We start from the raw sequence: 25,677 nt of genomic DNA, 5'->3' as shown, positions 1-25,677 counted from the left end.
CGGGGGTAACGGGTAACTTGGCGGCCCGAATCATTTTGTCGTAAATGTCGGACAGGAAAGTGGCGAGAATCACCGAGCGTCATGTTGATCTCGGTGACTTGGGTTACTGACTGGTAGCCGGGGCTCTTGTAGTCGCCGCGCGAGAGCGGCAACATTTCCGGCACATTACGGCTGCGGCATCGACGAGATTCGCTGGAGTTTTCGCCTGTCACGGCCGGTAGCCATCCCAAGGAGGTTCCGTGAAGGATGCGCAAAGCGCGCAGGCTTTCGGGCGCACCAACTGGCGCCGGTTCGCCGTCGCGGTGGGCGTGCCGACCGTCGTAGCCGGCGGCCTGGTCCTCGCGCTCGCCGAGGGCGCACTCGCCGCGAACTTCACCATCGCCGGCGAGCAGTTCAAGCTGTCCGCCAGCAAGCTGGTGGGCGAGGGATTCACCCAGTACAACGGCGATCTCGAGACCCGCGACGGCACCACGACGGCCGCGATGTCGGGCATCGAGAGCGCGACGCTCAACGATCTCTGCCAGTCGGTGGCCGTTGGTCCGGTGACCCTGCGGATCGAGGCGGGCGACGACCCGGAGCACCCGGTCACCGCGAGCAACCTGCTGATCGGCATGTCCTCGCTGGGCGGCGACGCCACGTTCGAGGAGATCCAGATCGGCCTGGACGCCGCGACCCTGGACCGGGCTCAGGACGAGGCGAAGGGTGACCCCGGCGCCTTCGGCCAGCAGGCCAAGAAAGTGACGATCATCAACCTGCGGCAGCAGGCCTACTACACCTCGGCCTCGACCTTCACGTTGAACGGCATGAGCCTCAAGCTCCATGTCAGCGGCAAGCACGAGTGTTACTAGCGAAGTGATCCGAGTTGATCCGGGCTCGTGGGGCGCGACCCACGAGCCCGGCCCATGATGCCGTTCGAGTGGCTTGCTGTTCGACTGTGGTGCGGAGGATCGAGTGACGGCGGAGAACGCGTGGGGCCGGTTCCGGACGTGGCGGCACGAGCGGCCGTTCTGGGCCGGCTTGTTCCTGGTCCTGTCCGGGCTGGAGATGTTCCTGAGCGCCAACATGGCCCTCGACAACATCAAGATCCATATCGGGCCGCAGGGTTTCCTGTCCTACCTGATCCCGGTGCTGCTGCTGGTCAGCGGCTTGCTGATCTGGTTCAGCCCGGCGCAGCGGCTGTTCTACGGCGTCGTCGGCACGCTCACCGCTCTCTACTCGTTCATCGGGCTGAACCTGGGTGGGTGGTTCGTCGGGATGCTGCTCGGGATCGTCGGCGGGGCGCTGGCGATCGCGTGGGGCCCGCCCCGGCCGAGCGCTGCGGCGGAAGAGGCCGGCCCGGAGGAGACCTCACCGCACGGAACCCCGCCGCAGGGGACACCGCTGCACCAGACGCCGCTGCACGACAGTGGGCCGCCGACCATGGAGTTCCCGGCGGTGGTGAGTGATCCGACGATCGTGCCGGGGATGGAACCCGGCACCGCCTCGGATCCTGCGGACCAGGAGCCGGGGCATCCCTCGGCGCATCGGTCAGCGCCGGGGCCGGAACCCCAGCCGGCGCCCCAGCCGGCGGATCGGCCCGGGCATCGATCGGCGTCTCGTAAGGCGCTGATCCTGATCGCTCCGCTGGCCCTGGCCACCGCCGTGGTGGCCGGAGGCAACCTGCCTGCGGACGCGGCTCCGCAGTGCCCGGAAGGCCTGCCGTCGATCACGGCGACGCCGTCGCCGTCGCCGTCCTCGAAGGCCGCGAAGGCCTCCGCAGCCGCCACGGCGAAGGCCAAGCCGTCGTCCTCCGCCGCGAAGAGCTCCTCCCGTGCGGCTTCGGCCAAGCCGTCCCCGTCGAAGGCCGGCGCGAAGACCGGCACGGAGAACAGCACGGACTCCGGCACGGACTCCGCCACCGGCTCCGGCAGGGACTCCGGCACTGACGACAACGACACCGGCATCCCGATCCTGGACGGGATCGGCGACGCCCTCGAGGACATCGGCGACGGGCTGAACGACATCTTCCACCCCGGCCAGGCAGCGCCGTCACCGTCGGTCGCCGCCCCGCCCGCCCCCTCCTCGGCTGCCCCGTCGTCGGCTGCTCGGCCGTCGGCTTCCCCGTCATCGGTTGCTCCGTCGTCGGCGGGGGCCACTGCCGCCGTACCCTCGCAATCGTCTCCCTCGTCGGCGTCGCCGGCGCCCAGCCGGAAGCCGGAGGAGATCCCCTGCCTCGGCGCCCGGCAGGAGGGCCTGGTCGCCGAAGCGGACGGGATCCCGCTGGCCGGGGCGAAGCCCGGCATCCTCAAGACCAAGTCGCTGACCATGTACAACTCGACCTACGAGGGCGTGGTCGACGTCCCCACCCGGAACGGGCCGATCAAGTCGCTCTTCTTCAGCATGGACAAGGCGGTGAACAAGCCGTTCAGCCTGGAGATCGCCGAACCGAACGGCGCCACCACGCTGATCAAGAGCGGAGAGCTGACCACCGATGGGAACGTCGAGTTCTACTCCCCCAAGTTCACCGGCAAGCTGTTCGGCCTGATCCCGGTGACGTTCAGCCCCGAGCAGCCGCCGCCGCTGACGCTGCCGATCCTGTGGTTCACGGACGTGACGATCGACCTCGCGTATGTGCAGTGCGACGTGCTGACCGCGAAGCCGATCAGCATCAGCGAGCTTCCCTAGGCTTCACGCCGGCAGGTTCGAGTCCCGCCCGGCCCACCGGCGGGGGCGGCGGCACACCGAGACTCGCGCTCGCGGGTACGAGAGCACACCGAAGCGGTCCGTGCGTTTTCATCCGCGCTCTGGCATGGATGAGGATGCACGCTGACGTTGTGTGTGCTCTGGTCCATGCTGAGCCGGACCGGACGCCGACGCCCGGGGGCACGGCCGTGCACCCTCAGCCCTCTCGGGTCGCCCTCCACGCGCAGACCACCTCGTCGGGGTCGAACGGGGGCAGGACCACCGGCGGGCCGTCGATCAGGCCGCGGCGGCAGCGGTCGATGCGCTCGTTCAGATCGGCCACATGTTCGCGGACCAGCGCCTCGGACCCCAGCCTGGCGACCACCTCGGGCAGGTCCTCGGCCGCGCGGCGCACGGCCAGGCTCGCCGGCACGACCGCGGCGCCGCCGCCCTCCCGGCGCAGCCAGTCCTTGACCCACCAGTCCTCGTCGTACTCCTCGCCGTACCCCCGGAGGGGTCTGCCGGTCCCGGAGAGATTCTCGAAGTCGCCGCGTTCGGTGGCCTCGCGCAGCTGCCGGTCGATCGACGACTCGTACCAGTGCACCATGAACCACATGCTAGGCGGCGGACGACTCGTGCCGGCTCACCGTGCTTTTGCCGGCCGCCTTCGCGGCGTACATGGCGCTGTCCGCCTGGCGCAGCAGCTCGCTGATGCCGACCCGCTCGCCGCGCCGGGTCACCGCGACGCCGATGCTGGCGCTGACCTTCACCGGGTGACCCTGGATCATCATCGGCTGGGCGATCCGGCGCAGCAGCCGTTCGGCGAGCACGCCGGCGCGCGGGCCGGCGTCGATCAGCAGGATCGCGAACTCGTCACCGCCGCACCGGCTGACCAGGTCGGTGCCGCGCAGCTCGGCGGTGAGCCGGTGGGCGATCGTGACCAGCACGTCGTCGCCGGCCGCGTGCCCGAGCGTGTCGTTGACCGGTTTGAAGCCGTCCAGGTCGATGACGATCGCGCAGGCTTCCAGGTAGCCGGCGGAGAGCCGGGCGGCGGCCCGGCTGTCGAAGGCGGACCGGTTGAGCAGGCCGGTGTGCGGATCGTGGTGGGCCTGGTAGGCGAGGGCCTCCCGCTGCTGCTCCAGGGTGACGGTGAGCCGGCCGACCGTGACCAGGGTGAGGAACTGGCGCAGCAGCACCAGCGAGAAGCTGCTCAGCAGCAGCCACACCAGGACGGGGTCGAGCTCGCCGTCGGTCAGCTGGCGGCCGGCGGCGACGCCGACAGCGGTGGCGACCGGGATGTAGGGCAGCAGCGCCCACGGGCTGAAGACCAGGCGCTCGACGCCGTCGGCGCCGGGCCGGGAGACGGCCAGCTTGCTGGAGGCGGCCATCACGAACGCGCCGAGCACGTACCCGGCGCCCACCCCGTTGGCGTACCAGGGCTGACCCGCGACGTCGTTGCGCAGCGACACCAGCAGCGTCACCGCCAGGACCAGCGCGGCGAACGCGAGGAGTTGCTGGGCGCTCGCCCGCCGGCCGGGTTCGGAGCCGGCGAGGGTCACCAGCGCCACGGCCGCGCCGAATCCGAGGACCACGACGATCGTCAGGGCGTACCCGGTGAAGGCGGCCCCGGCGAAGGCTGCCTCGCCCCCGGCGGCCGGCGCGATCACCGGCATGAATTCGCCCACCAGGGCGAAGAAGGCCCCGGAGACCGCGGCCAGGTCGATCAGCCACCGCGCCGCGGCGATGCCGCGCAGGCGCGGACCGGCAAGGACGATTGACAGGGGTACGAGCACCGCGGCGACAGTGGAGAGCACCACCGCCGGAGAAGCGGCCCAGGACACTCCCAGGACCGACAGGAGGAACAGCCCGTTCGAGGCGGACCAGGCGGCACAGGCCGACGCGCCGCATCCGAAGGCGAGCTGGATGCGCGGCGGGTTGCTGGTGTCGCGGGCCCGGCTGCGATAGTTGACGGCGGCGTACCCGCTGGCCACCGCGATCAGCACATCGGAGAGCGCCAATCCGGCCGATGCGGGCAGGAACGGGTGCAGAAGCTGCACGACGGTCGCCATTGCCAGGCCCGCCAGCAACGCGATGCGCAGTCGCATGGCCACCCCATGTTGGTGGAGATCCGCAGAAGGGCCGAGTATGACATGGACAGGGGTCTGTGATCAGCCCGTGAACCACGCAGCGAGAAGGAAGGCCTACACCGTGTGCCGGAGCATCCACCAGTTGCACAACTTCGAGCCGCCCGCGACGACCGACGAGATCCACGCCGCGGCCCTGCAGTACGTCCGCAAGATCGCCGGGTCCACCCGGCCGTCGCAGGCCAACCAGGAGGTCTTCGACACAGCGGTCGCCGCCGTGATGGCAGCGACCGCGGAGCTGCTCGACGGGCTGGTCACCACCGCGCCGCCGAAGGACCGCGAGGTGGAGGCGGCGAAGGCCCGCGCACGGGCCGAGAAACGCTACGCCTCCTGACCCGGGCGCGCGGTCAGCGGCCGTACCTGTCGAAGGAGACCGTCCAGTCGCCGAGGCCGTTCCAGATCGGCAGCTCGCGCGGGGTGTTCTTCACGTCGACGATGTCGCCGAGGATGAAGTTGTTGTAGACCCACTTGGCGTCCGCCGTGCTGAGGTTGATGCACCCGTGCGACAGGTTGGCCCGGCCCAGCGAACCGTTCCAGGGCGCGGCGTGCAGGTACTCGCCGGAGTAGCTGATCCGGGTGCAGAACTCGATGTTCTCCGACACGTAGTAGTTCGGGTCGTTCTTGTCGGTGACGCCGTAGCTGGCCGAGGTCATCGTGTGCCGGCGCTTCTTGCCGAGCACGACGTGCGGGCCGCCGGCCGTCCAGTAATTGACGTACTGGCCGTTCGCGCCGGTGGTCCCGCCGCCCTTGCCGAGGCTGCTCTTCATCGTGCGGACCAGCTTGCCGTCGATGTAGACCTTGGTCATGTGGGTCCGGTTGTCGCTGATCGCGATCAGCTCACGGCCGATCTTGAACGAGGTCGAGACGTTCTTCGACCCGTACGTCTTCTTGCCCAGCTTCTGGCCGAACGCGTTGACGCTGACAGTGATCCTGGTGCCGGCGGTCCAGTACTTCGCCGGACGCCAGTGGACGGTCCGGTCGTCCTTCCAGTAGAACTTGCCCTCCACCGACGGCGAGGTGGTGATCTCGATGGCCTTCTCCGCCGCCTCCTTGTTGACGGCGCGGCTGAACGCGACGATCACCGGCTGGCCGACGCCGTACGTCTTGCCCTCCTGGAGCGCGACCATCGCGTTGGCCTGGAACGTCACCTTCGCGACGGCCTCCGGCTTCAGCGTGGTGAAGGTGAACTCCTTCGTCGTCGTCACGCCCAGGCTGTCGGCGGCCTCGGCGGTCACCTTGTACTTCTTGCCGTAGGCCAGGGTGCCCGTCGACTTCCAGGTCCCGTCGCTCTGCATCCCGCCGTCGACCTTCGCCTTCACGGCGGTGACGGTGACCGATTTCAGCGTGCCGTCCTGGACCGTGACCACGATCGGCTTCAGCGGCGAGACCCCGGTGGCGCCGCTCTCCGGCGTGACACCCAGCCGGACCGGCGCGGCGGCGGGCGGCTGCTCGACGTTCGCCACCGGCTCGACCCACGTGGTGGTGCCGGCGCCCGCCGTGCTGCCGCGCGAGGAACACCCGGCGGCCGCGGCGGCAGCGGCCACGCCCATCGTGCCGATGATGACCTTACGTCGCTTGATCATGGCTCTCACATTCGCGGGGGTCCGGCCGGCGCCATCCATGGCTCTTCTCTGTCAAGACGCCGGACGGGCCCGAAAACGTTGCCTGCCGAGTCGATCACAACCATGGAGGAGGGTCATCTTGACAGATCTAGATCCTTTCCGGTAGACCGGCCGCCGGCTGTGCCGGCGCTCACCGGCGGCCGGTGCGCCGCGGTCACCGGGCGGCCCGCCCTGTCGCGGTTCCAGCCGGCCGCCCCGGTCGCGGTTACCAGGCGACCGTCCCGTGCCGGTCGAAGAAGCCGCCGGTCGGGCCGTCCGCGCCGATCGTCGCCATCCGTACCAGGATCTCCGCGCCCTCCTCGATCGTCTGCGGCCCGGAGTGCCCGTTCAGATCGGTGGCGGTGTAGCCGGGGTCGACCGCGTTGACGCGGATCGCCGGGAACGCCTTGGCGTACTGCACGGTCACCATGACCAGGGCGGCCTTCGACGCGTTGTAATCCAGGTTGACCACCCGGGACTCGATCCGGTCCGGGTCGGCGCCGACGGCCACCGATCCGAGGCCGCTGCTGACGTTGACGACGACCGGGGAATCGCCGCGGAGCAGCAGCGGGAGGAAGGCGTTCGTCACGCGTACCGGGCCGAAGGTGTTGGTCTGGAAGGTCTTCTGCAGGTCGTCTCCGGTGAGCTCGCCGATCCGCTCGCCGAGCTTGCCCGCGCCGGCGATGCCGGCGTTGTTGATCAGGACGTCGAGGTGGCCGCTCTCCGCCCGGACGAGCTCGGCGGCGGCCGCGACCGACGCGTCGTCGGTGACGTCGAGCCGGACGAACCGGGCGCCCAGTTTCTCGGCGGCGACCCGGCCCCGCTCGGCGTCGCGCGCCGCGGCATAGACGGTGTGCCCGGCGTCGACGAGGCGGCGGGCGGTCTCGAACCCGAGACCCTTGTTGGCTCCGGTGATCAATGTGATCGTCATGCGATTCATCTTTCGGCCCGCGCCGGACGACAGACAGTGCCCGGCTCTGCCAGTGGACTGGCAGTACCAGGCTGTTCGAGCCGGGCGCGGCGATACTGGACGACATGAGTGGCTCACGGGAACTCGGCAGGGCGCTGCGCGGCTGGCGTGATCGCACGACACCGCAGTCGGCCGGCGTCCCGGCCACCGGCGTCCGCCGGGCGGCCGGGCTGCGGCGCGAGGAACTGGCGCAGCTGGCCGGCCTCTCGGTGGACTACATCGTGCGGCTGGAGCAGGGGCGGGCCACCTCCCCGTCCGCGCAGGTGCTGTCGGCGCTGGCCCGGGCGCTGCGGCTGACCGTGGCCGAGCGCGAGCACCTCTACGTCCTGGCCGGTCAGGTCGCTCCCGGGCCGGGCCGGATCTCCGCGCACATCCCGCCCGGCGTCCGCCGCCTGATCGACCAGCTCGACGGGGTGGCGCTCACCGTGTGCGACGCCGCGTGGAACATCATCCTGTACAACCCCCTCGCCGCGGCCCTGACCGGGGACTTCTCCGCACTGACCGGGCGCGAGCGCAACGTCGCCTGGCGCGAGTTCACCGGCGTGCCCAGCCGGATCCACTGCACGCCCGAGCAGACCGCGCTGTTCCGGGTGTCGCTGGTGACCGACCTGCGGGCGGCGATCGCCCGGTACCCGTCCGACACCGGCCTCCGGGACCTGGTCACCGGCCTGCGGGACGCGAGCGCGGACTTCACCCGGCTCTGGGACAGCGGGGCGGTCGGCGTCCACGGGTCGAGCAGCAAGACGGTGCGCCATCCGGAGGCCGGCACGTTCGTGGTCGATTGCGACGTGCTGATGGCGCCGGGGAGCGACGTGAAGATCGTCGCTTATTCGGCGGCGGGCGGCAGCGACGCGGCGGGGCGGCTGCGGTTGCTGAGCGTGATCGGCACTCAGGACCTGGCGCACTCCTGATCCGCGGGACTCGCAAGTCGCGGGACTCGCAAGTCGCGGGGCTCAGAAGTCGCGGGACATGGAGCGGCGGCGCGCGCTCGCGTACGAGCTGCTCGCCAGGTGAGCCAGGTCGAGCAGGGCGGCGAAACCGACCCAGAACCACTCCCAGCCGACGAGTCCGATACCCGGCGTGTAGAAGATGACGTAGAGCAGCGTCGCGAACGGGAAGAAGATCAGGCCCAGCAGCGGCCAGATCCAGGTGTCGAAGGCGGCATCGACGAAGTTCGGCCGCACCAGCCAGATGATGAACAGGGCGAACCTGGGGAAGATCCCCGCGAAGATGGCGAACAGGCAACCCATCTGCACTCCGTCCCGGCTCTCTCGGTGTCCCGGTTCTCCCGGTGATGCGAGCAGCATGCGGGGATCATCGAGAAGGCCGCATCATGCGCAGCGGATGAGAGCGGGCACATGGTAGGCATAGATGCTGCTCTATAAAAGCGTGGCTCCTGCCGTCGCGGTCTGCGCCCTCGGCATGATCGCCGCCGCCCCGGCCACGGCCGCCGCGCCCGCCGTTCGTGGCGAGTTGCTGCCGGTGCCGGCGGCCGGACCACACCGGCAGACATCGGTACGGGCGGTGGACGTCCCCGTCCGGCGTGGTGGCCGGCAACGTCCTCGAGACGATCACCGTGCCGGACGGCTCCCCCTCGTCCGTGGAGCTGCCGCAGCGCTGGGTGCGGGCGGTCCCGGCCGGCTGGTGGCGTCAGCGGCTCACGCTCCCCGCCGGCGCGACGTCCGGTCACGTGAACGGCCTCACCGACGCCGGGGAAGCCGGCGGATCGGTGACCCTGGACGCCACGCGGGCGGTCCGCTGGTCGCTCGACGGCCGTTCCAGCACGCTGCTCAGCGCGGATCCCAGCGCCGTGACAGCGGTCGGCCCGGACGGCCCGTGGGCGGTCACCACTGTCGATCCGGAGATCCCAGTCCAGGGCGACACCGAGCTGGTGAGCCGGGACGGCGTCCGCACGCCGCTGCGCGGCACACCGGATCTCGACACCGGGTACCGCCATACCGCCGGGTCCGTCGGCGGCGGCGCGCTGTCGCTGCGGGACGACGGCGCCCGCACCCGGCTGTCCGCACCGGCCGGATGGAGCGTGACCTCCGTGGTCGAGCTCACCGACACCGGCCTGCTGGTCGCCGATGTGCGGAACGCCGACGGCGTCGTGCGCCCGGCCGCCTGGAACCTCGGCGGCCGCCCGCGCGAGAGCTGACAGCGCCCCGGCCGGCCGGCACGGATGTGTCACCCGCGGCGGCGGCTCACCCTGCGTGCGGTACGCCGGCTCGTGCGCCGGGCTACCCTGCGTGTAGCGAACATGTCCCCTCCCTCCTGATCTCCGGATGTTCGGTGCCGGATCAGCCGGCCTTTCCAGCGGTCTCCAGATCGTGCAGCTCCTTGGCCTCCTCGGCCGCGATCAGGCCGATGCCGACCAGGTCGAGAGGGCTGATGAAGCCGTCGGCGACCCGGAAGCCGCCGGCCCGGAAGATCGCGTCCCGCAGCGGCACGGCCCAGTGGTGCTCGATCAGGAGCAGTGCGGCGGCGGAATCGTTCGGGATATCGGCGAGGACGTCCCACGCCTGCGGGTCGTCGAAGACCGTGACGCCCTCCTCGGCCGCCAGTTGCCCGCCTTTCTCGAAGCCGGCCGCGGCGCCCTGCTCCCCCTCGAAGCCGAGCCCGATCAGGGCACCGATCTTGCTGCCGACCTCGACGGCCTCCTCACGGGTGAGGTTGCTCAGGTGCTCGGCCTCCAGCTCGCCGTCGGGGGTCTTGTAGACCGCGAGGGCATCGATCACCCGTACGGTGTCGCTCTGCTTCAGCCGCTCGAGCTCGGCGATGATCTCGCCGTGGAAATTCGGGTGCTTGAAGCCCAGTACCAGCAACTGGACGGGACCGATGGCCATAGGAATCCGCTCCTCCACTCGACAGTCCGGGCGTCGGACGCCCGACCTCCGATGGTGCTGGCGCCGACCCCTGGCGTCTTCATCCGGCGCGGGTGAGGACGCGGCGGATGACAGCCCGATGTTCGCTCGCAGTGAACGGCGGAAGATCCGGGACGCCGCCATGGTTGAGCCGACCGTACTCAACTCCTCGGAGGTTCCCGGTGACCAGCAAACGACTCCCCGTTCTGTTCCTCGACGACATCGTCCTGCTCCCGGGCATGGCGGCGCCGATCGAGCTGGATGAGAAGGCCCGGGCCGCGGTGGACGCCGCGCGCACCTCGGCCGGCTCCGAGCTGCTGATCGCCCCGCGGCTCGAGGACCGTTACGCCTCGTACGGCGTGGTGGCAACCGTCGAGCAGGTCGGCAAGTTCCGCGGCGGCACTCCCGCCGCCGTCCTCCGTACCGGTGTCCGGGCCCGCATCGGCAGCGGCGTGACCGGCCCCGGCGCGGCGCTCTGGGTCGAGGCCGAGCCCGTTACGCCGAGCACGCCGAGCGCGGCCGCTCGCGAGCTGGCCGCCGACTACAAGAAGCTGGTCGTCTCGGTGCTCCAGCGCCGGGAGGCCTGGCAGGTCATCGAGTCGGTCAGCGCCATCGACGACCCCGGCGACCTGGCCGACACCGCGGGATGGGCGCCGTACCTGTCCAGCGACCGCAAGCGGGAGCTGCTGGAGACCCCGGACGTCGAGGCCCGGCTGCGGCTGCTGATCGACTGGACCCGTGACTTCCTCGCCGAGTCCGAGGTCAGCGAGAAGATCGAGCACGACGTCCGCGAGTCGGTCGAGAAGCGCAACCGCGAGTACCTGCTGCGCGAGCAGCTCAAGGCGATCCGCAAGGAGCTCGGCGAGGGCGAGGCCGGCGACAAGGACGACTACCGCGCGCGGGTGGAGGCGGCCGACCTTCCCGACGCGGTCCGGGAGGCGGCGCTGCGCGAGGTGGAGAAGCTCGAGCGCGCCGGCGACCAGAACCCCGAGGCCGGGTGGATCCGCAGCTGGCTGGACACCGTGCTGGACCTGCCCTGGGCCGTCCGCACCACCGACAGCACGGACCTCGAGGCCGCCCGCGCGGTGCTCGACACCGACCACCACGGCCTGGACGAGGTCAAGGAGCGGATCGTCGAGTACCTCGGCGTCCGCGCCCGCCGCGAGTCGCGCGGCCTGGCGACCGTCGGCGGGCGGGGATCGGGCGCGGTGATCCTGCTGGCCGGCCCGCCCGGTGTCGGCAAGACCTCGCTCGGCGAGTCGGTCGCGAAGACCCTGGGCCGCAAGTTCGTCCGGGTCGCCCTGGGCGGGGTGCGCGACGAGGCCGAGATCCGCGGCCACCGCCGGACCTACGTCGGCGCGCTGCCCGGCCGCATCGTGCGCGCCATCCGGGAGGCGGGCACGATGAACCCGGTCGTCCTGCTGGACGAGGTCGACAAGGTCGGCAGCGACTACCGCGGCGACCCGGCCGCGGCGCTGCTGGAGGTGCTGGACCCGGCGCAGAACCACACGTTCCGCGACCACTACCTGGACCTGGACCTCGACCTGTCGGACGTGCTCTTCATCGCGACCGCGAACACGCTGGAGACGATCCCGCAGGCGCTGTTCGACCGGATGGAGCTGATCACGATCGACGGCTACACCGAGAACGACAAGGTCGCCATCGCCCGGGACTTCCTCCTGCCCCGCCAGATCGAACGGGCCGCGCTCTCCCCCGGCGAGGTGACGGTCACCGAGGACGCTCTGCGCGAGATCGCCGCCAATTACACCCGAGAGGCAGGGGTACGTTCCTTCGAACGCCTCCTCGCCAAGGCACTGCGCAAGGCGGCCCTGGGCGCCCTGCCCGCCACCGTGGAGGCCGCCGACCTCAAGGATCTGATCGGACGGCCGCGGTTCACGCCCGACGCGGCCGAGCGCACCGCCGTCCCCGGCGTGGCCACCGGTCTGGCTGTCACCGGCATGGGCGGCGACGTCCTCTACATCGAGGCGTCCCTGCTGCCCGGCGACAAGGGCGGCCTCTCGGTCACCGGGCAGCTCGGCGACGTGATGAAGGAGTCCGCCCAGATCGCGCTCTCCTACGTCCGGGCGCACGCCGGCGAGCTCGGCATCTCGCCGGAGCAGCTCGACCACCCGATCCACCTGCACGTGCCCGCGGGCGCCGTGCCCAAGGACGGGCCGTCGGCGGGCGTCACGATGACCACCGCGCTCGTCTCGCTGCTGCTCGGCCGCACCGTGCGCGCCGAGGTCGGGATGACCGGCGAGGTCTCGCTGACCGGCCGGGTCCTGCCGATCGGCGGCGTGAAGCAGAAGCTGCTCGCCGCGCAGCGGGCCGGGCTCACCGAGGTGTACCTGCCGCAGCGCAACGAGCCCGACCTGGACGACGTCCCCGCCGACGTGCTCGATGCGCTGACCGTGCACATCGTCTCGGACGTCCGGGAGATCCTGAGCACCGCTCTGGACGACGTGTCCGTGGGGGCGGCCGCCACCGTCTGACCGGATGACGGGCCGGCGCTGCTGTCGAAGCAGCTCCGGCCCGTCGGCAGTGGGTCAGCGGCAGGGGTTCAGCGGCAGGGGGGGTAAGCCGCAGGCGGTGGGTCAGCCGCAGGCGGCGCCGTTCAGCGTGAAGCCGGTCGGCGCAGCGGCGTTCCCGGTGTGGCCGGCCTGGTAGCCGATGCTCACCGACCCGCCCGCCGGGATCGCGCCGTTGTAGCTCGCGTTGGTCGCGGTCACCGTGCCGCTGGCCGGCGCATAGGTGGCGCTCCAGCCGGAGGTGATGGTCTGTCCCCCGGCCAGCGTGAAGGCCAGCCGCCAGCCGTTGATCGCGGTCGTGCCGGTGTTGGCGATCGTGATGCTGTTGGTCAGGCCGGTGTTCCACGCGTTGACCGCATTGGTGACCCGGCAGGCGCCGGGGCTGGTCGACGGCGAGGAGCTGGGCGACGTGCTGGGTGACGCGGACGGCGAGCTGGACGGTGACGACGAGGGTGAGGACGACGGTGAGCTGGACGGCTGGGTGCCGATGGCGCTCATGATGGCGTCGACGATGCCCTGCTGGGTCACCGCGCCGGAACCACGGTCGAACAGGCCGAAGCCGTGCTGCCCGTTCCAGCCGTTGTCCCAGTAGGCGGTGGCCGCGCCGTACTTCTTGGCGGCGGTCACCACGGCCCGGGCGTAATCCGCGCGGTACCTGTTGCTGGACGCGTCGTACGCCGTCTTGTCGATCGAGCCGTACTCACCGACGAACACCGGGTATCCGCGCGTGACGAAGGTGTCGTGCATCTTCTTCATCTGCCCGTCCAGGAAGTCCTCCTGGCCCCAGACCGACTTCTTCGCCGGGTTTGTCGCGCCGGCGCCCCACTGGGTGATGGTGCCGTCCTCGGTGCCGGTGAAGTCCCACGGGTCGTAGTAGTGCACCGAGATCATCAGACGCTGCTCCCCGGCCGGGATCGTCGCGGACCGGTACTGGTCCGTCGGGATCACGAAGCCGTAGTTGCCGGCGGTGTAGTCGATGTTCGTGTTCCAGCCGGGCACCAGCAGCCACCGGGAGGCATTGGTTCCTCCGGTACGGCGTACGGTGTCCACGAATATCTGGTTGTAGGCGTTGATGTTGGAATAACACGGCTGCGTCGGATTGCCGTACTGTCCATCGAAGTTCTCGTTCATGGACTCGAAGATCAGGTGCTCGTTGTAGCTCTGGAACCTGGTCGCCACCTGCTGCCAGACCCGCCGGTACTTCTCCTGGATCGCGGTCTGCGACGACGCGTCACAGATCAGCCAGGAGCCGGAGACGGACTTGTAGCCGTCCCCGTGCATGTTGATCAGCACGTAGAGGCCGCGGCTGTGTGCGTAGTCGACGACCGCCTGGATCCGGTTCAGCCAGGCCGCGTTCACGGTGTAGTCCGGGGCGGCGCCGATGTGCCCGAGGTAGGAGACCGGGATCCGGATCGTCCGGAAGCCCGCGGCCCGCACCCGGTCGATGAACGCCTGGGTCACCACCGGGTTCCCCCAGGCCGTCTCGCTGGGGATGCCGTCGACGCTGGCTTCGAGCGTGTTGCCCAGGTTCCAGCCGGCGCCCATGTCCGCGACCAGCTGCGGGCCGTTCAACGGGGCCACGGCCTCGGCCGACGCCGGTCTCATCACGCCGTACACGGCTCCGGCGAGGGCCAGGACGGCGGCGAGGAACGCGAGCCCGGCCTTCCTCGATAGCGAACTCATCGACGTACCCTCTCGGTCACGGACGCATTGGGAGCGCTCCCATCATCGCAGTACATCTATGTCTTGTCATTACTTCCCGGGTACCCGTCTGAATGTCGGGCGGAGCCGTCACACAGGTCTCGTGGTGACGGCGTCGGCGATGCGCCGGGCCGCCTCGGAGGCCGTGAGGTGGGTGGTGTCGATGACCTCGGCCTCGGCGTGCAGCCATCCGCGGGCCGCTTCGGCGTAGGGCTCGAGGTAGTGCAGGCGGAACGGGGAGGGAACGAGGTGTTCTCCCTCGATGCGTCCGCGGAGGGTGTCCTGGTCGGCGTGGAGGACGAAGTGCCGGACCGGGATGGCGTACCGGGCGGGGCCCGCGCTGATCTCGCGCCAGTACTGCTCGACCAGGACCGTCATGGGGATCACCAGCGTGCCGCCGGTGTAGTCGAGGACGTGGCGGGCGGTCTCGACGACGAGTGGGCGCCACGGCGGCCAATGCTGGAAGTTGTCCGTCTCGGGCGGGCCCGGCGTGATGTCCATGAGGGTCTCACCGACCTTCTCGGCGTCGAACACCCGGGAGTCCGGGATCAGTTGCCGCACGAGCGCGCTGGTCGTCGTCTTGCCCGCTCCGTGGGTGCCGTTGATCCATACGATCACGGGATCCGATGCTAGCGACGCGCGCGTGCAGTGCTACGACGCCACGAAGAGGTCACCGGCCCGGCAGCGACGGGACGCCCGCCGCGCCGGCCTGCTCGTCGCCGGTCAGCAACGGAACCAATTTCGGGTACCAGCCGGGATGCTCTCGGACCAGGTGATTCAGTGCCGGGCTCTGCCGCATGACGAACGACGCGTAGTCGAACCAATCCTCATAGGCGCCGGTGGCCTTGATCTCCTTGGTGTGATAAAGCCCCACCTCGAGGACGTCCCCGAGCATCTCCCCGACGGTCAGGACCTGCCACCGCAGTTCGTCCGGCGTGGACGGCAGGGGCGTGCCCTCGTAGAAGAAAGGCCTCAGGGCGGGCTTGTCCAGGATCGTTCGAAGGACGCCGTGCAGCAGTTCCATCGGCTGGTGCGTGCCGCTCAGTCCCGCCACGGAATTCTGCAACCGGATCTGCTTGAGGATCTGCCTGGCTTGCCATCCGTTGAAGATGAGCGAGGCGATCACACCCAGGGCACCGACAACGGTCGCGACCAGAACGATCATTGAGCCTCCTTGTGAACAGCGCGAGAGTGCCATTCATGGCCGGCAGCGCCCGGCAAGTATGAGGCTTTGTCGCGGCGCACGGCTCGCATGACGCACTGACGTCGACGAATGGCAGCGTCGGCAATACGACGGAAATACCGCCGGTTCGGGTCTGGCGCCCCCCACTGTTCTCGTGGGTGCGCCGATTCCGCAACGGCGTCGTCCACCTCCGCCGCCGCCTTCTCGGACGGTGAACGACAGCCCGGTGGCAGGTCGACGGCCGGGGCGAGGTCACGCCCCTCCGCGCGGGGACGCGCGTCTGGATTGCCGCTGGAGGACCGCGGCCGCGGCACCACTCAGCGATGGATGGCCGATGCGGTCGGTGCGGAGCAGGCGTTCCTCGCGAGGTGCGGAAGCTCGCTGTCGGTGAAAACGGCGCTGATCTCAGTTCCCTGGGATCGGCCCGGCCCAGCGGCGACCCGGCCGCGCCGGTTCACCGGCGACGGGTCATGGCCGCGTACAACGCCAGCAGGATGAGCGACAGCACGACGAGCGACGGGCCGAGGGTGTGCTCGCCGACCCGTTCGACGAGCACACCGACGCCGGCCGGGATGAGGGTGCCACCGAGACCGCTCGCCGCGATCTGCAGCCCGATCACCCGGTCGGCATGCGCGCCACCGACCCGGTCCGCGGTCGTCAGCATGAGCAGCGGGAACACCGGCGCCGCGGCGAAGCCGATCATCATCAGCCCGGCGACGGCCAGCCAGCCCGGGCCGGGCAGCGCCACCAGCACCGATCCGGTCAGCATGCCGGCCAGACCGGCGGTGAGCGTCCGGCCGGTGCCCAGCCGTTCGACGGTGAAGCCCTGCACCACCCGACCGGCGAACAGACTTCCCCAGTACGCCGAGACGCACAGCCCCGCGATCGCCGGGCTCACCGAGCGGTCCACAGTGAGCAGCAGGTACGCCCACAGACCGGTCGCCACCTCCACACCGACGTAGACAGCGAACGCGGCGACGCCGAGCCACACCGCTGGCATCCGCAGTGTCGCCCCGATCCGCGGGGACATCGTCGCCTGCCGCCGGCCGTCCGGTCGCTGGCCGTCCGGTCGCTCGTCGGCGCCGGGCGTGTTCGCGCCACCGGCGTCGTCCCGCCTCCAGGCCCGCGCGGTGACAGCGAAGGCGATGGCCAGCAGCGCCTGCGCGCCGGCCACCAGCCCGTACCCCCACCGCCACGACAGCCCACCGCTGATCACCCCGGTCATGATCAGCGGGCCGAGGGCGACGCCGAGGCCGAAGAACGCGTGCAGCCAGTTCATGTGCCGGGGACCGAACGCGCTCGCGGCGTACGCGTTGAGGCCCGCATCGACCGCTCCGCCGCCGAAGCCGGCGAGCAGCGCACACGGCACGAGCAGACCCAGGGCGGGCGACACGGCGTACCCGGCCAGGGCGAGGCCCGCAAGCGCCGTGCTGCCGGCCAGCAGCCGGCCGACACCGAGCCGCGCCATGGTGAACCCGGCCGCGACGCTGGAGATCAGATAGCCGACCGTGCTGGCGAACAGCAGCACGCCGACGGTATCGGTGGAGAGCCGCAGGCCGGCGGCCATCGACGGCCAGCCCACGCCCAGCAGACCGTCGGGCAGTCCGAGACTGATGAACGCGCAGTAGGCCAGCAGCAACAACGAGGTGCGGACCACCGGCACAGCCGCACTCGCCGGATCCCGCATTTCCTGATCATGGCACAGCGTGGTGGCGTACCGTGTCGCCCGGTCCTGGACGGCCCGCGCGACGGCTCGGGAGACGCCGCACTCGTCCTTGATCACATCGGCGACCAGCAGATCCAGCCGTTTCCGGGGCACACCGTCCACTGTCGCGTCGACCACCTCGTCGAAGCCGGTCAGCGCCAACGTCCGCGCCGGAGCGCGGCTGTGGGACCACCGGGGCCTCAGCATCCCGCGCGGTCGAGGAACCGAGGCGAAGGCGGGTGTCCAGCCATCGCAACAAAGATCTGACCAGGTCGCCGCGGACTGATCTTTCGTGTGCCGGCCGAAGAACCGCGGCTCGCTCGGATGAACGGGTGCGACTTCCCGAAAACCCTGATCGGGTGGCTGCCCACCCGCGAGACTTGGCGTGCACGGCGCGGCTGACCTGCGACTCGACGGGATTCACGAATGATCGATGTAACTGGTTCGGCGCGCCCGCTCGAGGGGCGGGCGATCGGTGTCCTTATCGAGAGCGACTACTACGAGCCCGAAATCGCCTATTACCAACATCGATTCCCGGAAGAGGGCGCCGAGACGCGCTTCCTGACCCGTTTGTGGGGGCAGGCCTCGCTCACGTTCACCGGTCACGAATATAGAGCGCCCCTCGTGTGCGACACCGATTTCGAAAGCGACATGGAGGCCGTGCTCGATTCTCTGGCGGCCGTGATCATACCGTCCGGTATGGTCGCCGATCGCCTGCGATACACCGACGATGTCGGCGTACTGCCCCCGGCGACGGAGTTTCTGCGGCGCGCGTTCGCCCGGCCGGACCTTCTCAAGGGGATCATCTGCCACGGACTCTGGCTGGTGGCACCGCTGCCGGAACTGGTGCGCGGGCGCCACGTCGTCGCGCACAACAATCTGCACGGCGACGTCCAGAACATGGGCGCGATCTACGTCGACTCGGACGTGGTGGTCGACGGTGACCTGGTCACCGCTCGTACCGGCGCGCACTGCCACCAGTTCGCCCGCACCATCATCGATCTGTTGTCCGGCCGGCCACCGGTTTTCGCGCCGGACGCGCGCATCCCGGCATTGGCCGGATAAGACGGAGAGAGGGGCAAACATTGATCACTACTGCGCACGACCTTCGCGGAATCGAACTGAGCAACGGCGTTCTCCTCAAGGTGCTCGGGGAGGGCGACCACATCTCGGCGGTGCACTGGAACCTTCCGGACAACGCCGTCGTACCGCGGCACGCACATCCGCAGGAACAGTTCGGTTACGTGATCAAGGGCGGGTTCCGGATGACGGTGGGAGACGAGTACTCAGAGATATCCGCCGGCGACTCCTATTTCGTTCCCGCCGATGTCAATCACGAATTCGTGGCCGTGGGAGACACCGAGGCAATCGACGTGTTCAGCCCGGTCCGCGATGTCGCGGGCGCTTATCAACGCGCCCCGGCCTGATGAATGGAGAGCGATTTTATGAGACTACTGGTGGTGGCGTCCAACTACGGCGTGTGGGCTGAGGAGCTGCAGGCGCCGTGGGACGCGCTCAGCGCCGATGGTCACGAGCTGACGCTGGCCACGCCGCAGGGCAAGACACCGTTACCGTTCGCCGTCAGCGTCGACCCGGACTTCTTCGACCCGATCCAGAAATACAAGGTCAACCCACCGGACGGATGCCGGCGAACCAAGGAGCTCGTGGCCTCCGAGGAGTGGGCCCGACCGATGCGGCTCGCCGACGTCTCGATGTCCGACCATGACGGGCTCGTCATCGCCGGCGGGCCGGGCGCGGACCTGGACCTGGCGAACAACGGCGCCCTGCACCGGCTGATCCTGGACGCCTACCGGCGCGACCTGCCGATCGGCGCGATCTGCTTCGCGGTGGCGGCGCTGGTGATGACCCGAGACCCGGCGGCCGGGCACCGCAGCGTCGTGCACGGCCGCCGGATCACGGCACATCCCCGTGCCTGGGACTTCACCGCGGACATGTCGTACCAGCTGTACGGCGCAACACCGGACAATCAGGGCGCCAACATCGTCAGCGCGGGGTTCCTGCTGCCGCTGGAGGATCTGGCCCGTGACGCGGCCGGCCCGGACGGCGAGGTGGCCGCCGACCCGTCGACCAGCCGGGACCGGCCCTGCGTCGTCGTCGACTGGCCGTTCGTGACAGCGACGTCGGCGGAGTCGTCCATCGCGTTCGGCACCGCCCTCGTCGAGGAGCTGCGCCGGCGCACTCCCGTGCTCAGCGGCCGGTGAGGAGCCACGATGGACGTCGGTGAGGCGATCGTCCGCAATCTGGGCGCGATCGGGGTGGACACCGTCTTCGGTGGCGCCGGGGAGGCCAACGCCTCCATGCTGCTGTCGCTGCGTTCGGCCACCACGAAGACCGTCATCGTCCGCAATGAGCAGGGCGCGGCGTTCATGGCCTGCGGCTACGCCATGTTCTCCGATCGGCTCGGAGTCTGCTTCGCCACCGCGGGACCGGGTGAGTTCAACCTGTTGTCCGGGCTCGCCGTCGCGCTCTCGGACTCTCTGCCGGTACTCGCCATCTCGGCGTTCACCCCGGCTCGATGGCGTGGCAAGGGCGCTCTGAACGAGGCGAGCGGGCTGCACCGTACCCCCGACTCGTGGTCGATCTTCGCGGCCACGACCAAGCGCTCATTCCTCGTCGAGGATCCGGGCACCGTGATCGACGTCCTGGAACAGGCGGTGCGGCTCGCCTTCGAGGGCCGTCCCGGCCCGGTCCACCTGCAGGTGCCGACGGACGTGTTCCGGATGCCGGTGCCGGCCTTCCGCACCATTTCGGTCGCCGTCGACCCGGTGCCTCCGGCCCCGCAGGCGATCTCCGAGGCGGCGGAGACCGTCGCCACAGTGGTACGCGACGGCGAGACGCTCGTCCTGATCGGGTACGGCGCCGTCCGCAGCCACGCGGCGGACGACCTGCTCGCGTTCGTCGAGCGGTTCCAGGTCCCGTTCGCCACCACGATGGACGCCAAGGGCATCCTGCCGGAGAGCCATCCCCTGTCGGCGGGCGTCCTGGGCACCGCCGGCGACCCCGCAGCGGCCGGCCTGTTCGACGACGCCCGGGTGGTGATCGCGTTCGGCAACTCCTTCGCGCAGAACGCCACCTTCGAGTTCAGCCCGGATCTGTTCGACGGCAAGGACCTGGTGCACGTCAACATAGACCCGGCCGAGATCGGCAAGGTGTACCGGCCACGGCACGGCATCGTCGCCGACGTGCGGCCGGCGGTACGGGCCCTGTCGGCGGCGCTCGGCGAGCGCGTCGGCTCCATTCCTGAACGCCGGTGGGAGATGCGCAAGCACGCCGATGCCGAGGTGGCCGGTGGCTCCCGGATCCACCCGGCGTTGCTGGTACGGGAACTGAACCGCCTGCTGCCCGAACGCGCCATCGTGCTCGGCGACGCCGGCGGTCACATGCTGTGGCTCAACGCGTACCTGCGGCTCTCGCACGGGCAGATCTATCAGAATCCGGGCAGCTTCGGCCCGATGGCCAGCAATGTCAACGGGGCCATCGGCGTGCGGGCGGCCAACCCGGACCGGCATGTGATCGTCGGCTGTGGTGACGGGGCGTACCTGATGGCGGGTTTCGAACTGCTGACCGCCGTGGCGCACAACCTGCCGGTCGTCTGGGTGATCTTCAACAACGGCGGGTTCAACGTGATCAAACAGTTCCAGCTGATGCACTTCCACGAGACGGCGTTCACCGACTTCGCGGATCCCGATTTCGCCGCCTACGCGCGAGCGTGCGGCGCGCACGGCGCCCGAGTGGAGCGACTGCCGGATTTCGCCGGCGCGTTCACCGAGGCTCTCGCCTCCGGCCGGCCCGCCGTCATCGACGTGCTGGTCGACGCGGAGGTCTACCCGCCGTACGAGGTGGAGCTCCCGCGCCGGGCGCTCGCCGGGGCGTGAGGCCATGCCTGTCGTCATGCTGAGCACCGTGCTCTGCAGCAGGGCACAGAAGAACGAGCTGCTACGCCGCTACTCGGAGATCACCGCCGAGGTGCTCGACGTGCCCATCGAACGGATCTACGTCTTCATCAACGAACACCCGCTCGACTCCGTCGCCGCCGGCGGCACACCCTTCTCCGAACACGCGCCGCCCTCGGTGGAGGCGGCGCTCAAGGCGCGGGCCGAAGGCCTGTAGACAGGAAGCGAAGATGACCGGCACTTTGAAGCAGGACCTGCGAGCGGGCCGGACGTGCATCGGCACGGTGGTCACGATCAACAGCACCGTCGTGGCCGAGATTCTCTCCCGGTCCGGCGTGGACTACCTCTGGTTCGACCTGGAGCACACGACGCTGACGGTGGAGCAACTGGAGACGCTGGCGCAGGCTGCGGCCGCCTCGGGCATCAGCACGCTGGCCCGGGTGCCCTGGAACGACAAGATCGCGATCAAGCGGGCGCTGGACACCGGCGTCGACGGCGTCATCGTGCCCGAGGTCAGCTCCGCCGAGGAGGCCGAGCAGGCGGTGCGGGCCGCGACGTACGCGCCCCGCGGCGTCCGCGGCATCGGGCTCGGCAGGGCTTGCGGGTGGGGCGTACGGCTGACCGAGTACATCCGCACGGCGGACCAGGACATGCTGGTCATCCCGATGATCGAGACCCTCGACGGCCTGCGCAACGTCCGCGACATCGTCCGGGTCGACGGCGTGGACGGCGTCCTTCTCGGCTCCCTCGATCTGGCCATGGAGATGGGCCTGGGCGATCAGGTGGATCACCCCCGGGTCGAGCAGGCACACCGCGACGTGCTGGCGGCCTGCGACGAGGCCGGCGCTTGGTGCGGCATCGTCACGCTGGTTCCGGAGTCCGCCAACACCCGGATCCGACAGGGATTTCGCAACGTGGTGCTCGGCATCGACATCGATGTGCTCGGCCGCTTCGCCGGCCAGGTGGCCGCGGTCGACCGGTCCGCGTCGATGGCCACCACCGAATGATCAAGCATGTGATGCTGTGGCGCCTGCGGTCCGATCTGCCCGGCCGGGGCAAGGAGGAGATCGCCAGGGAACTCGCCCCGATCGTCCGGGCGCTGCCGGCCGACACCGGGGTGATCCGGCGGGTGGAGGTGGGGATGAACACGGCCCGCATCCCGGAGGCGTACGACATGTGCGTGCAGGCCGAGTTCACCGACGCCCAGGCGTTCGCCGTCTTCCTGACTCACCCCGCACACCTTCGGCTGGGCGTTCTCCTCAAGGACGTCCGCGAGTCCTGGGCCGTCGTCGACTACGAGGTTTGACCGACGGCTCAGAGACCGCGCCGCAAGTGGGCGATCACCTCCTCGTACGCGCCGGGGGTCACGGCGAACGATCCGTAGTACGGGTAGTTCATCTCGATCACAAGGAACAGGTTCGTGGCGATCACCGCGGTGGACATGGTCAGCAGGATGCGCCGCAGTAGAGCGTCGTCAAGCCCGAAGAACAGGCACATGACGAGGATCGCCACGGTGGAGACCAGCACGCCGAACCACATGACCGGCGACATGTACTGCTCGTCCACCTCGACGGCGAGGTCGTTGCGAGAGTGCTCGGCGCGGCCGATCGTCTTGATGGCGTGCTCGACGTACGCCCGCTGTGCTTCCGTGGCCGGTTGGAGGGCGGCGACGATGCCCGTGATCTCGCCGAGGTCGGCCGCGGACGCAGTGTGCAGGCCCTGATCGCGCCGGGCGTTCCAGTCGGTGACCTGGTCGGCCTCGTAGCGGATGACGGCCTCGGCCATTCGACGCTGGGTCTGGTCGTCGAAGACCGCGCCGGCCGGGACGAGCGCGGAGACGACGACGGCGTCTTCGACGACGGTGTCCCTGGCCTCGCTGTAACGTTCCCAAAGCGACACCACGCACAGTCCGATGACAATTCCGTAGGCGACGCCGACCACGAGGACGATGACGCCGGTGACGTCGTTGTGCAGGCCCAGCCGACGATGCGGAAGAGTGCGATGAATGAATGCGTCCGAGACCAGCATGACTATCGGCAGTCCGATTATAAGCACGATGCCCACGAACCATGCCGGTACGTGTTGAACGAGCCAGAATTCCACGATAGCTCCGCTCCCTCGGGGATTTTTCAAAGGTAGGCGGGGCGGCACCGGCATGCACCATGAACAGGCATTTCATCAGCGAACGTGGGGTTCTTCGGCAATGCTTGAAATGCCGGACGGACCGCGGTGCGTTGCTGCTTCCGGCGGCTGGGGCAGGTCGCCAGAAAGGGAGACCAGAATGAGTTTACAGACAGCTGACCCGGAACCGGGAATCGGTCGTCCACCGTGCCCCGTCGAACGGGGCTCGTCACATCCGCTCGGTGCGCACCCGGATGCCGGGGGCATCAATTTCGCCGTTTTCTCGGAGCATGCGGTGGCGATGCAGTTACTGCTCTTCGAACGGCACGATTCTCCGGCACCGTATCAGATCGTCACCCTGGATCCGGAGGACAACCGCACCTTCGCGGTGTGGCACGTACGCGTCCGGGGGCTGCGGGCACCGGTCATCTACGGGATACGGGCTTTCGGGCCCGGTCCGGGGGCGGGGCTGCGCTACGACCCGGACAAGGTGCTCGTCGACCCGTACGCCCGCGGGCTCGACCGCAGGCTGTGGGATCGAGCCTCGGCCTGCCGGCCGGGTGACAACGTGGCGACGTCGCTGCGGTCGGTGGTCGTCGACGGCGACGACTACGACTGGGCCGGTGACGAGCCGCTGCGCCGCCCTATGGAGGAGTTGGTCATCTACGAGATGCACGTGGGCGGCTTCACCCGGTCACCCTCCTCTCAGGTGCGGCATCCCGGCACGTTCGCCGGCGTGGTGGAGAAGATCCCGTACCTGCGGTCGCTGGGCGTCACCGCGGTGGAACTGATGCCGGTCTGCGACTTCGACGACAGTGAGGCTCGCATCGTCGACGGCCGCCGCCTCACGAACTACTGGGGATACAGCACCGCGGCGTTCTTCGCGCCGCACGCCGGGTACTGCGTGTCCCCGGAGCACGGGGCCCACCTGGTGGAGTTCCGCGACATGGTGCGGGCGCTCCACAGCGCCGGCATCGAGGTCATTCTCGACGTGGTCTTCAACCACACGGACGAAGGCAACCACCTGGGTCCGCTGTTCTCCTTCGCCGGTCTCGACAACGCCAACTACTACTACGTCGACCCGGCGGATCCGCGGTACTACTACGACTATTCAGGCTGCGGGAACACCCTGATGGCGAACCACCCGATCGTCACCAAGATGATCGTGGAATGCCTGGAGTTCTGGGCCCGCGACATGCACGTGGACGGTTTCCGTTTCGACGAGGCCGCGGTGCTGACCCGTGGCGTCGACGGCGCGGTGCTGGACGAGCCACCGGTGGTCTGGCAGATCGAGCTCTCCGAGGTTCTCGCCGACCGCAAGATCATCGCTGAGGCGTGGGACGCGGCGGGCGCGTACGAGGTGGGCCGCTACCCCGGTTACCGGTGGGCGGAGTGGAACGGCCGTTACCGGGACACCATGCGCCGCTTCGTTCGCGGCGAACCCGGCATCACCGGCGACGTGGCGGCCCGGTTCGCTGGCAGCGCCGACCTGTACCAGAGCCGCGGGCACCGGCCCACCAACAGCATCAACTTCGTCACCTGCCACGACGGCTTCACGCTCGCCGATCTGGTGTCGTACGACGGCAAGCACAACGAGGCCAACGGGGAGGGCAACCGCGACGGCAGCGACGACAACATCAGCTGGAACTGCGGGGCCGAGGGACCCACCGACGACCCAGCGATCCGGGCACTGCGCCTGCGGCAGACGAAGAACCTCGCCGGCCTGCTGCTGCTGTCCCGGGGCGTGCCGATGTTCCTGGCCGGCGACGAGTTCGGGCGCTCCCAGCAAGGCAACAACAACGCCTACTGCCAGGACAACGAGATCGGCTGGCTGGACTGGTCACTGCCCGAGACCAACGCCGAGCTGCTCCGCTTCTGGCAGCGCATGATCGAGTTCCGCCGGACACACCGCGTGCTGCGGCAGCCGGCGTTCTTCACCGGCCGTTCGGCCAACGGCCGGACAGCGGACCTGACCTGGCACGGAACACAGCTGTCCAGCCCGGACTGGGGTGATCCGGAGGCGCGCACCCTCGCCTGCACCCTCGGCGGCGTCGGCGACGATCCCGATCTCCACATCATCGCCAACATGTACTGGGCTCCGCTCGACTTCCAGCTTCCCGCCGTGCCGGGGCACAGCTGGGCGCGGGCCGTCGACACCTCGCTGCCCACCGGCAGCGACATCGCCGATCCCGGCATCGAGCCGGCCGTGCTCACCGCGACCTATACCGCGCAGGAGCGCAGCGTCATCGTTCTCGTCTCCCGCCCAAGCAGTTGAGCGGTTTCAC

Annotated in this window: 25 protein-coding genes; 14 read left to right on the top strand and 11 right to left on the bottom strand. The window is 69.6% G+C overall.

The window, feature by feature from the left end:
* The first annotated feature begins 239 nt into the window (after positions 1 to 239).
* Both AB0F72_RS22525 and AB0F72_RS22520 read left to right on the top strand, forming a co-directional pair.
* Positions 240 to 848, top strand: coding sequence for a DUF6230 family protein (locus tag AB0F72_RS22525; RefSeq protein WP_360434608.1), 609 nt, complete (start codon positions 240 to 242; stop codon positions 846 to 848).
* Between the two features lie 103 nt (positions 849 to 951).
* Complete coding sequence (locus AB0F72_RS22520) at positions 952 to 2,664, top strand: DUF6114 domain-containing protein (protein ID WP_360434605.1); 1,713 nt, start codon at positions 952 to 954, stop codon at positions 2,662 to 2,664.
* 214 nt (positions 2,665 to 2,878) lie between these two features.
* Here AB0F72_RS22520 and AB0F72_RS22515 read toward each other — a convergent pair whose 3' ends face one another.
* Positions 2,879 to 3,268: a DUF1992 domain-containing protein gene (locus AB0F72_RS22515; RefSeq protein ID WP_360434602.1), complete on the bottom strand. Its 390-nt coding sequence runs from the start codon at positions 3,266 to 3,268 to the stop codon at positions 2,879 to 2,881.
* Between the two features lie 10 nt (positions 3,269 to 3,278).
* Positions 3,279 to 4,766, bottom strand: coding sequence for a GGDEF domain-containing protein (locus tag AB0F72_RS22510; protein ID WP_360434599.1), 1,488 nt, complete (start codon positions 4,764 to 4,766; stop codon positions 3,279 to 3,281).
* Positions 4,767 to 4,869: 103 nt separating this feature from the next.
* Here AB0F72_RS22510 and AB0F72_RS22505 point away from each other — a divergent pair, with 103 nt between their 5' ends.
* Entirely contained in the window at positions 4,870 to 5,139 is a 270-nt protein-coding gene (locus AB0F72_RS22505) for a DUF2277 domain-containing protein (protein ID WP_360434596.1), read from the top strand.
* A 13-nt stretch (positions 5,140 to 5,152) separates the two neighbouring features.
* Here AB0F72_RS22505 and AB0F72_RS22500 read toward each other — a convergent pair whose 3' ends face one another.
* Complete coding sequence (locus AB0F72_RS22500; RefSeq protein ID WP_360434593.1) at positions 5,153 to 6,388, bottom strand: Ig-like domain-containing protein; 1,236 nt, start codon at positions 6,386 to 6,388, stop codon at positions 5,153 to 5,155.
* 244 nt (positions 6,389 to 6,632) lie between these two features.
* Positions 6,633 to 7,337: an SDR family oxidoreductase gene (locus AB0F72_RS22495; RefSeq protein WP_360434590.1), complete on the bottom strand. Its 705-nt coding sequence runs from the start codon at positions 7,335 to 7,337 to the stop codon at positions 6,633 to 6,635.
* A 104-nt stretch (positions 7,338 to 7,441) separates the two neighbouring features.
* Between AB0F72_RS22495 and AB0F72_RS22490 the strand changes: the two genes are divergently transcribed.
* Complete coding sequence (locus AB0F72_RS22490; RefSeq protein WP_360434587.1) at positions 7,442 to 8,287, top strand: helix-turn-helix transcriptional regulator; 846 nt, start codon at positions 7,442 to 7,444, stop codon at positions 8,285 to 8,287.
* A 42-nt stretch (positions 8,288 to 8,329) separates the two neighbouring features.
* On the opposite strand, the gene AB0F72_RS22485 is transcribed toward AB0F72_RS22490, so the two are convergent.
* Positions 8,330 to 8,626, bottom strand: coding sequence for a hypothetical protein (locus tag AB0F72_RS22485; protein WP_360434583.1), 297 nt, complete (start codon positions 8,624 to 8,626; stop codon positions 8,330 to 8,332).
* A 293-nt stretch (positions 8,627 to 8,919) separates the two neighbouring features.
* Here AB0F72_RS22485 and AB0F72_RS22480 point away from each other — a divergent pair, with 293 nt between their 5' ends.
* Positions 8,920 to 9,534 (top strand): hypothetical protein, encoded by a 615-nt coding sequence (locus AB0F72_RS22480; protein WP_360434580.1) that lies wholly within the window; start codon positions 8,920 to 8,922, stop codon positions 9,532 to 9,534.
* Positions 9,535 to 9,676: 142 nt separating this feature from the next.
* On the opposite strand, the gene AB0F72_RS22475 is transcribed toward AB0F72_RS22480, so the two are convergent.
* Positions 9,677 to 10,222: a hypothetical protein gene (locus AB0F72_RS22475; RefSeq protein ID WP_360434577.1), complete on the bottom strand. Its 546-nt coding sequence runs from the start codon at positions 10,220 to 10,222 to the stop codon at positions 9,677 to 9,679.
* A 257-nt stretch (positions 10,223 to 10,479) separates the two neighbouring features.
* Between AB0F72_RS22475 and lon the strand changes: the two genes are divergently transcribed.
* Positions 10,480 to 12,732: an endopeptidase La gene (gene lon / locus AB0F72_RS22470; protein WP_360434843.1), complete on the top strand. Its 2,253-nt coding sequence runs from the start codon at positions 10,480 to 10,482 to the stop codon at positions 12,730 to 12,732.
* A 102-nt stretch (positions 12,733 to 12,834) separates the two neighbouring features.
* On the opposite strand, the gene AB0F72_RS22465 is transcribed toward lon, so the two are convergent.
* From AB0F72_RS22465 to AB0F72_RS22450, 4 genes are all read right to left on the bottom strand, one after another.
* Positions 12,835 to 14,451, bottom strand: a complete 1,617-nt coding sequence (locus AB0F72_RS22465; RefSeq protein WP_360434574.1) for a cellulase family glycosylhydrolase — start codon at positions 14,449 to 14,451, stop codon at positions 12,835 to 12,837.
* 108 nt (positions 14,452 to 14,559) lie between these two features.
* Positions 14,560 to 15,087 carry an ATP-binding protein gene (locus tag AB0F72_RS22460; RefSeq protein ID WP_360434571.1) on the bottom strand — a complete coding sequence of 176 codons (528 nt, stop codon included), beginning with the start codon at positions 15,085 to 15,087 and terminating at the stop codon, positions 14,560 to 14,562.
* A gap of 52 nt (positions 15,088 to 15,139) precedes the next feature.
* Positions 15,140 to 15,634, bottom strand: coding sequence for a hypothetical protein (locus AB0F72_RS22455; protein ID WP_360434568.1), 495 nt, complete (start codon positions 15,632 to 15,634; stop codon positions 15,140 to 15,142).
* A gap of 472 nt (positions 15,635 to 16,106) precedes the next feature.
* Positions 16,107 to 17,519, bottom strand: coding sequence for an MFS transporter (locus AB0F72_RS22450; RefSeq protein WP_360434565.1), 1,413 nt, complete (start codon positions 17,517 to 17,519; stop codon positions 16,107 to 16,109).
* A gap of 264 nt (positions 17,520 to 17,783) precedes the next feature.
* On the opposite strand from AB0F72_RS22450, the gene AB0F72_RS22445 reads away from it, so the two are divergent.
* The 7 genes from AB0F72_RS22445 to AB0F72_RS22415 are packed head-to-tail and all read left to right on the top strand — an operon-like array spanning position 17,784 to position 22,577.
* Entirely contained in the window at positions 17,784 to 18,422 is a 639-nt protein-coding gene (locus AB0F72_RS22445; RefSeq protein WP_360434562.1) for a DJ-1/PfpI family protein, read from the top strand.
* Positions 18,423 to 18,442: 20 nt separating this feature from the next.
* Positions 18,443 to 18,784, top strand: coding sequence for a cupin domain-containing protein (locus AB0F72_RS22440; RefSeq protein WP_360434559.1), 342 nt, complete (start codon positions 18,443 to 18,445; stop codon positions 18,782 to 18,784).
* Positions 18,785 to 18,802: 18 nt separating this feature from the next.
* On the top strand, positions 18,803 to 19,579 hold the full coding sequence (locus tag AB0F72_RS22435; protein ID WP_360434556.1) for a DJ-1/PfpI family protein: 777 nt from the start codon (positions 18,803 to 18,805) through the stop codon (positions 19,577 to 19,579).
* Between the two features lie 9 nt (positions 19,580 to 19,588).
* Positions 19,589 to 21,253, top strand: coding sequence for a thiamine pyrophosphate-binding protein (locus tag AB0F72_RS22430; RefSeq protein WP_360434553.1), 1,665 nt, complete (start codon positions 19,589 to 19,591; stop codon positions 21,251 to 21,253).
* Positions 21,254 to 21,257: 4 nt separating this feature from the next.
* Complete coding sequence (locus AB0F72_RS22425) at positions 21,258 to 21,488, top strand: tautomerase family protein (protein WP_360434550.1); 231 nt, start codon at positions 21,258 to 21,260, stop codon at positions 21,486 to 21,488.
* Positions 21,489 to 21,501: 13 nt separating this feature from the next.
* On the top strand, positions 21,502 to 22,278 hold the full coding sequence (locus AB0F72_RS22420) for an aldolase/citrate lyase family protein (protein WP_360434547.1): 777 nt from the start codon (positions 21,502 to 21,504) through the stop codon (positions 22,276 to 22,278).
* A gap of 11 nt (positions 22,279 to 22,289) precedes the next feature.
* Complete coding sequence (locus AB0F72_RS22415; protein WP_360434840.1) at positions 22,290 to 22,577, top strand: Dabb family protein; 288 nt, start codon at positions 22,290 to 22,292, stop codon at positions 22,575 to 22,577.
* Between the two features lie 8 nt (positions 22,578 to 22,585).
* Here the strand turns inward: AB0F72_RS22415 and AB0F72_RS22410 are convergent, their stop codons facing one another.
* Positions 22,586 to 23,374, bottom strand: coding sequence for a DUF4239 domain-containing protein (locus tag AB0F72_RS22410; protein WP_360434544.1), 789 nt, complete (start codon positions 23,372 to 23,374; stop codon positions 22,586 to 22,588).
* Between the two features lie 211 nt (positions 23,375 to 23,585).
* Here AB0F72_RS22410 and glgX point away from each other — a divergent pair, with 211 nt between their 5' ends.
* On the top strand, positions 23,586 to 25,667 hold the full coding sequence (glgX, locus tag AB0F72_RS22405) for a glycogen debranching protein GlgX (protein ID WP_360434837.1): 2,082 nt from the start codon (positions 23,586 to 23,588) through the stop codon (positions 25,665 to 25,667).
* Positions 25,668 to 25,677 lie beyond the last annotated feature (10 nt).

The sequence above is a fragment of the Actinoplanes sp. NPDC023936 genome, assembly GCF_040639325.1.
Classification (GTDB): domain Bacteria; phylum Actinomycetota; class Actinomycetes; order Mycobacteriales; family Micromonosporaceae; genus Actinoplanes.
This window is presented reverse-complemented; position numbering and strand designations above follow the sequence as displayed.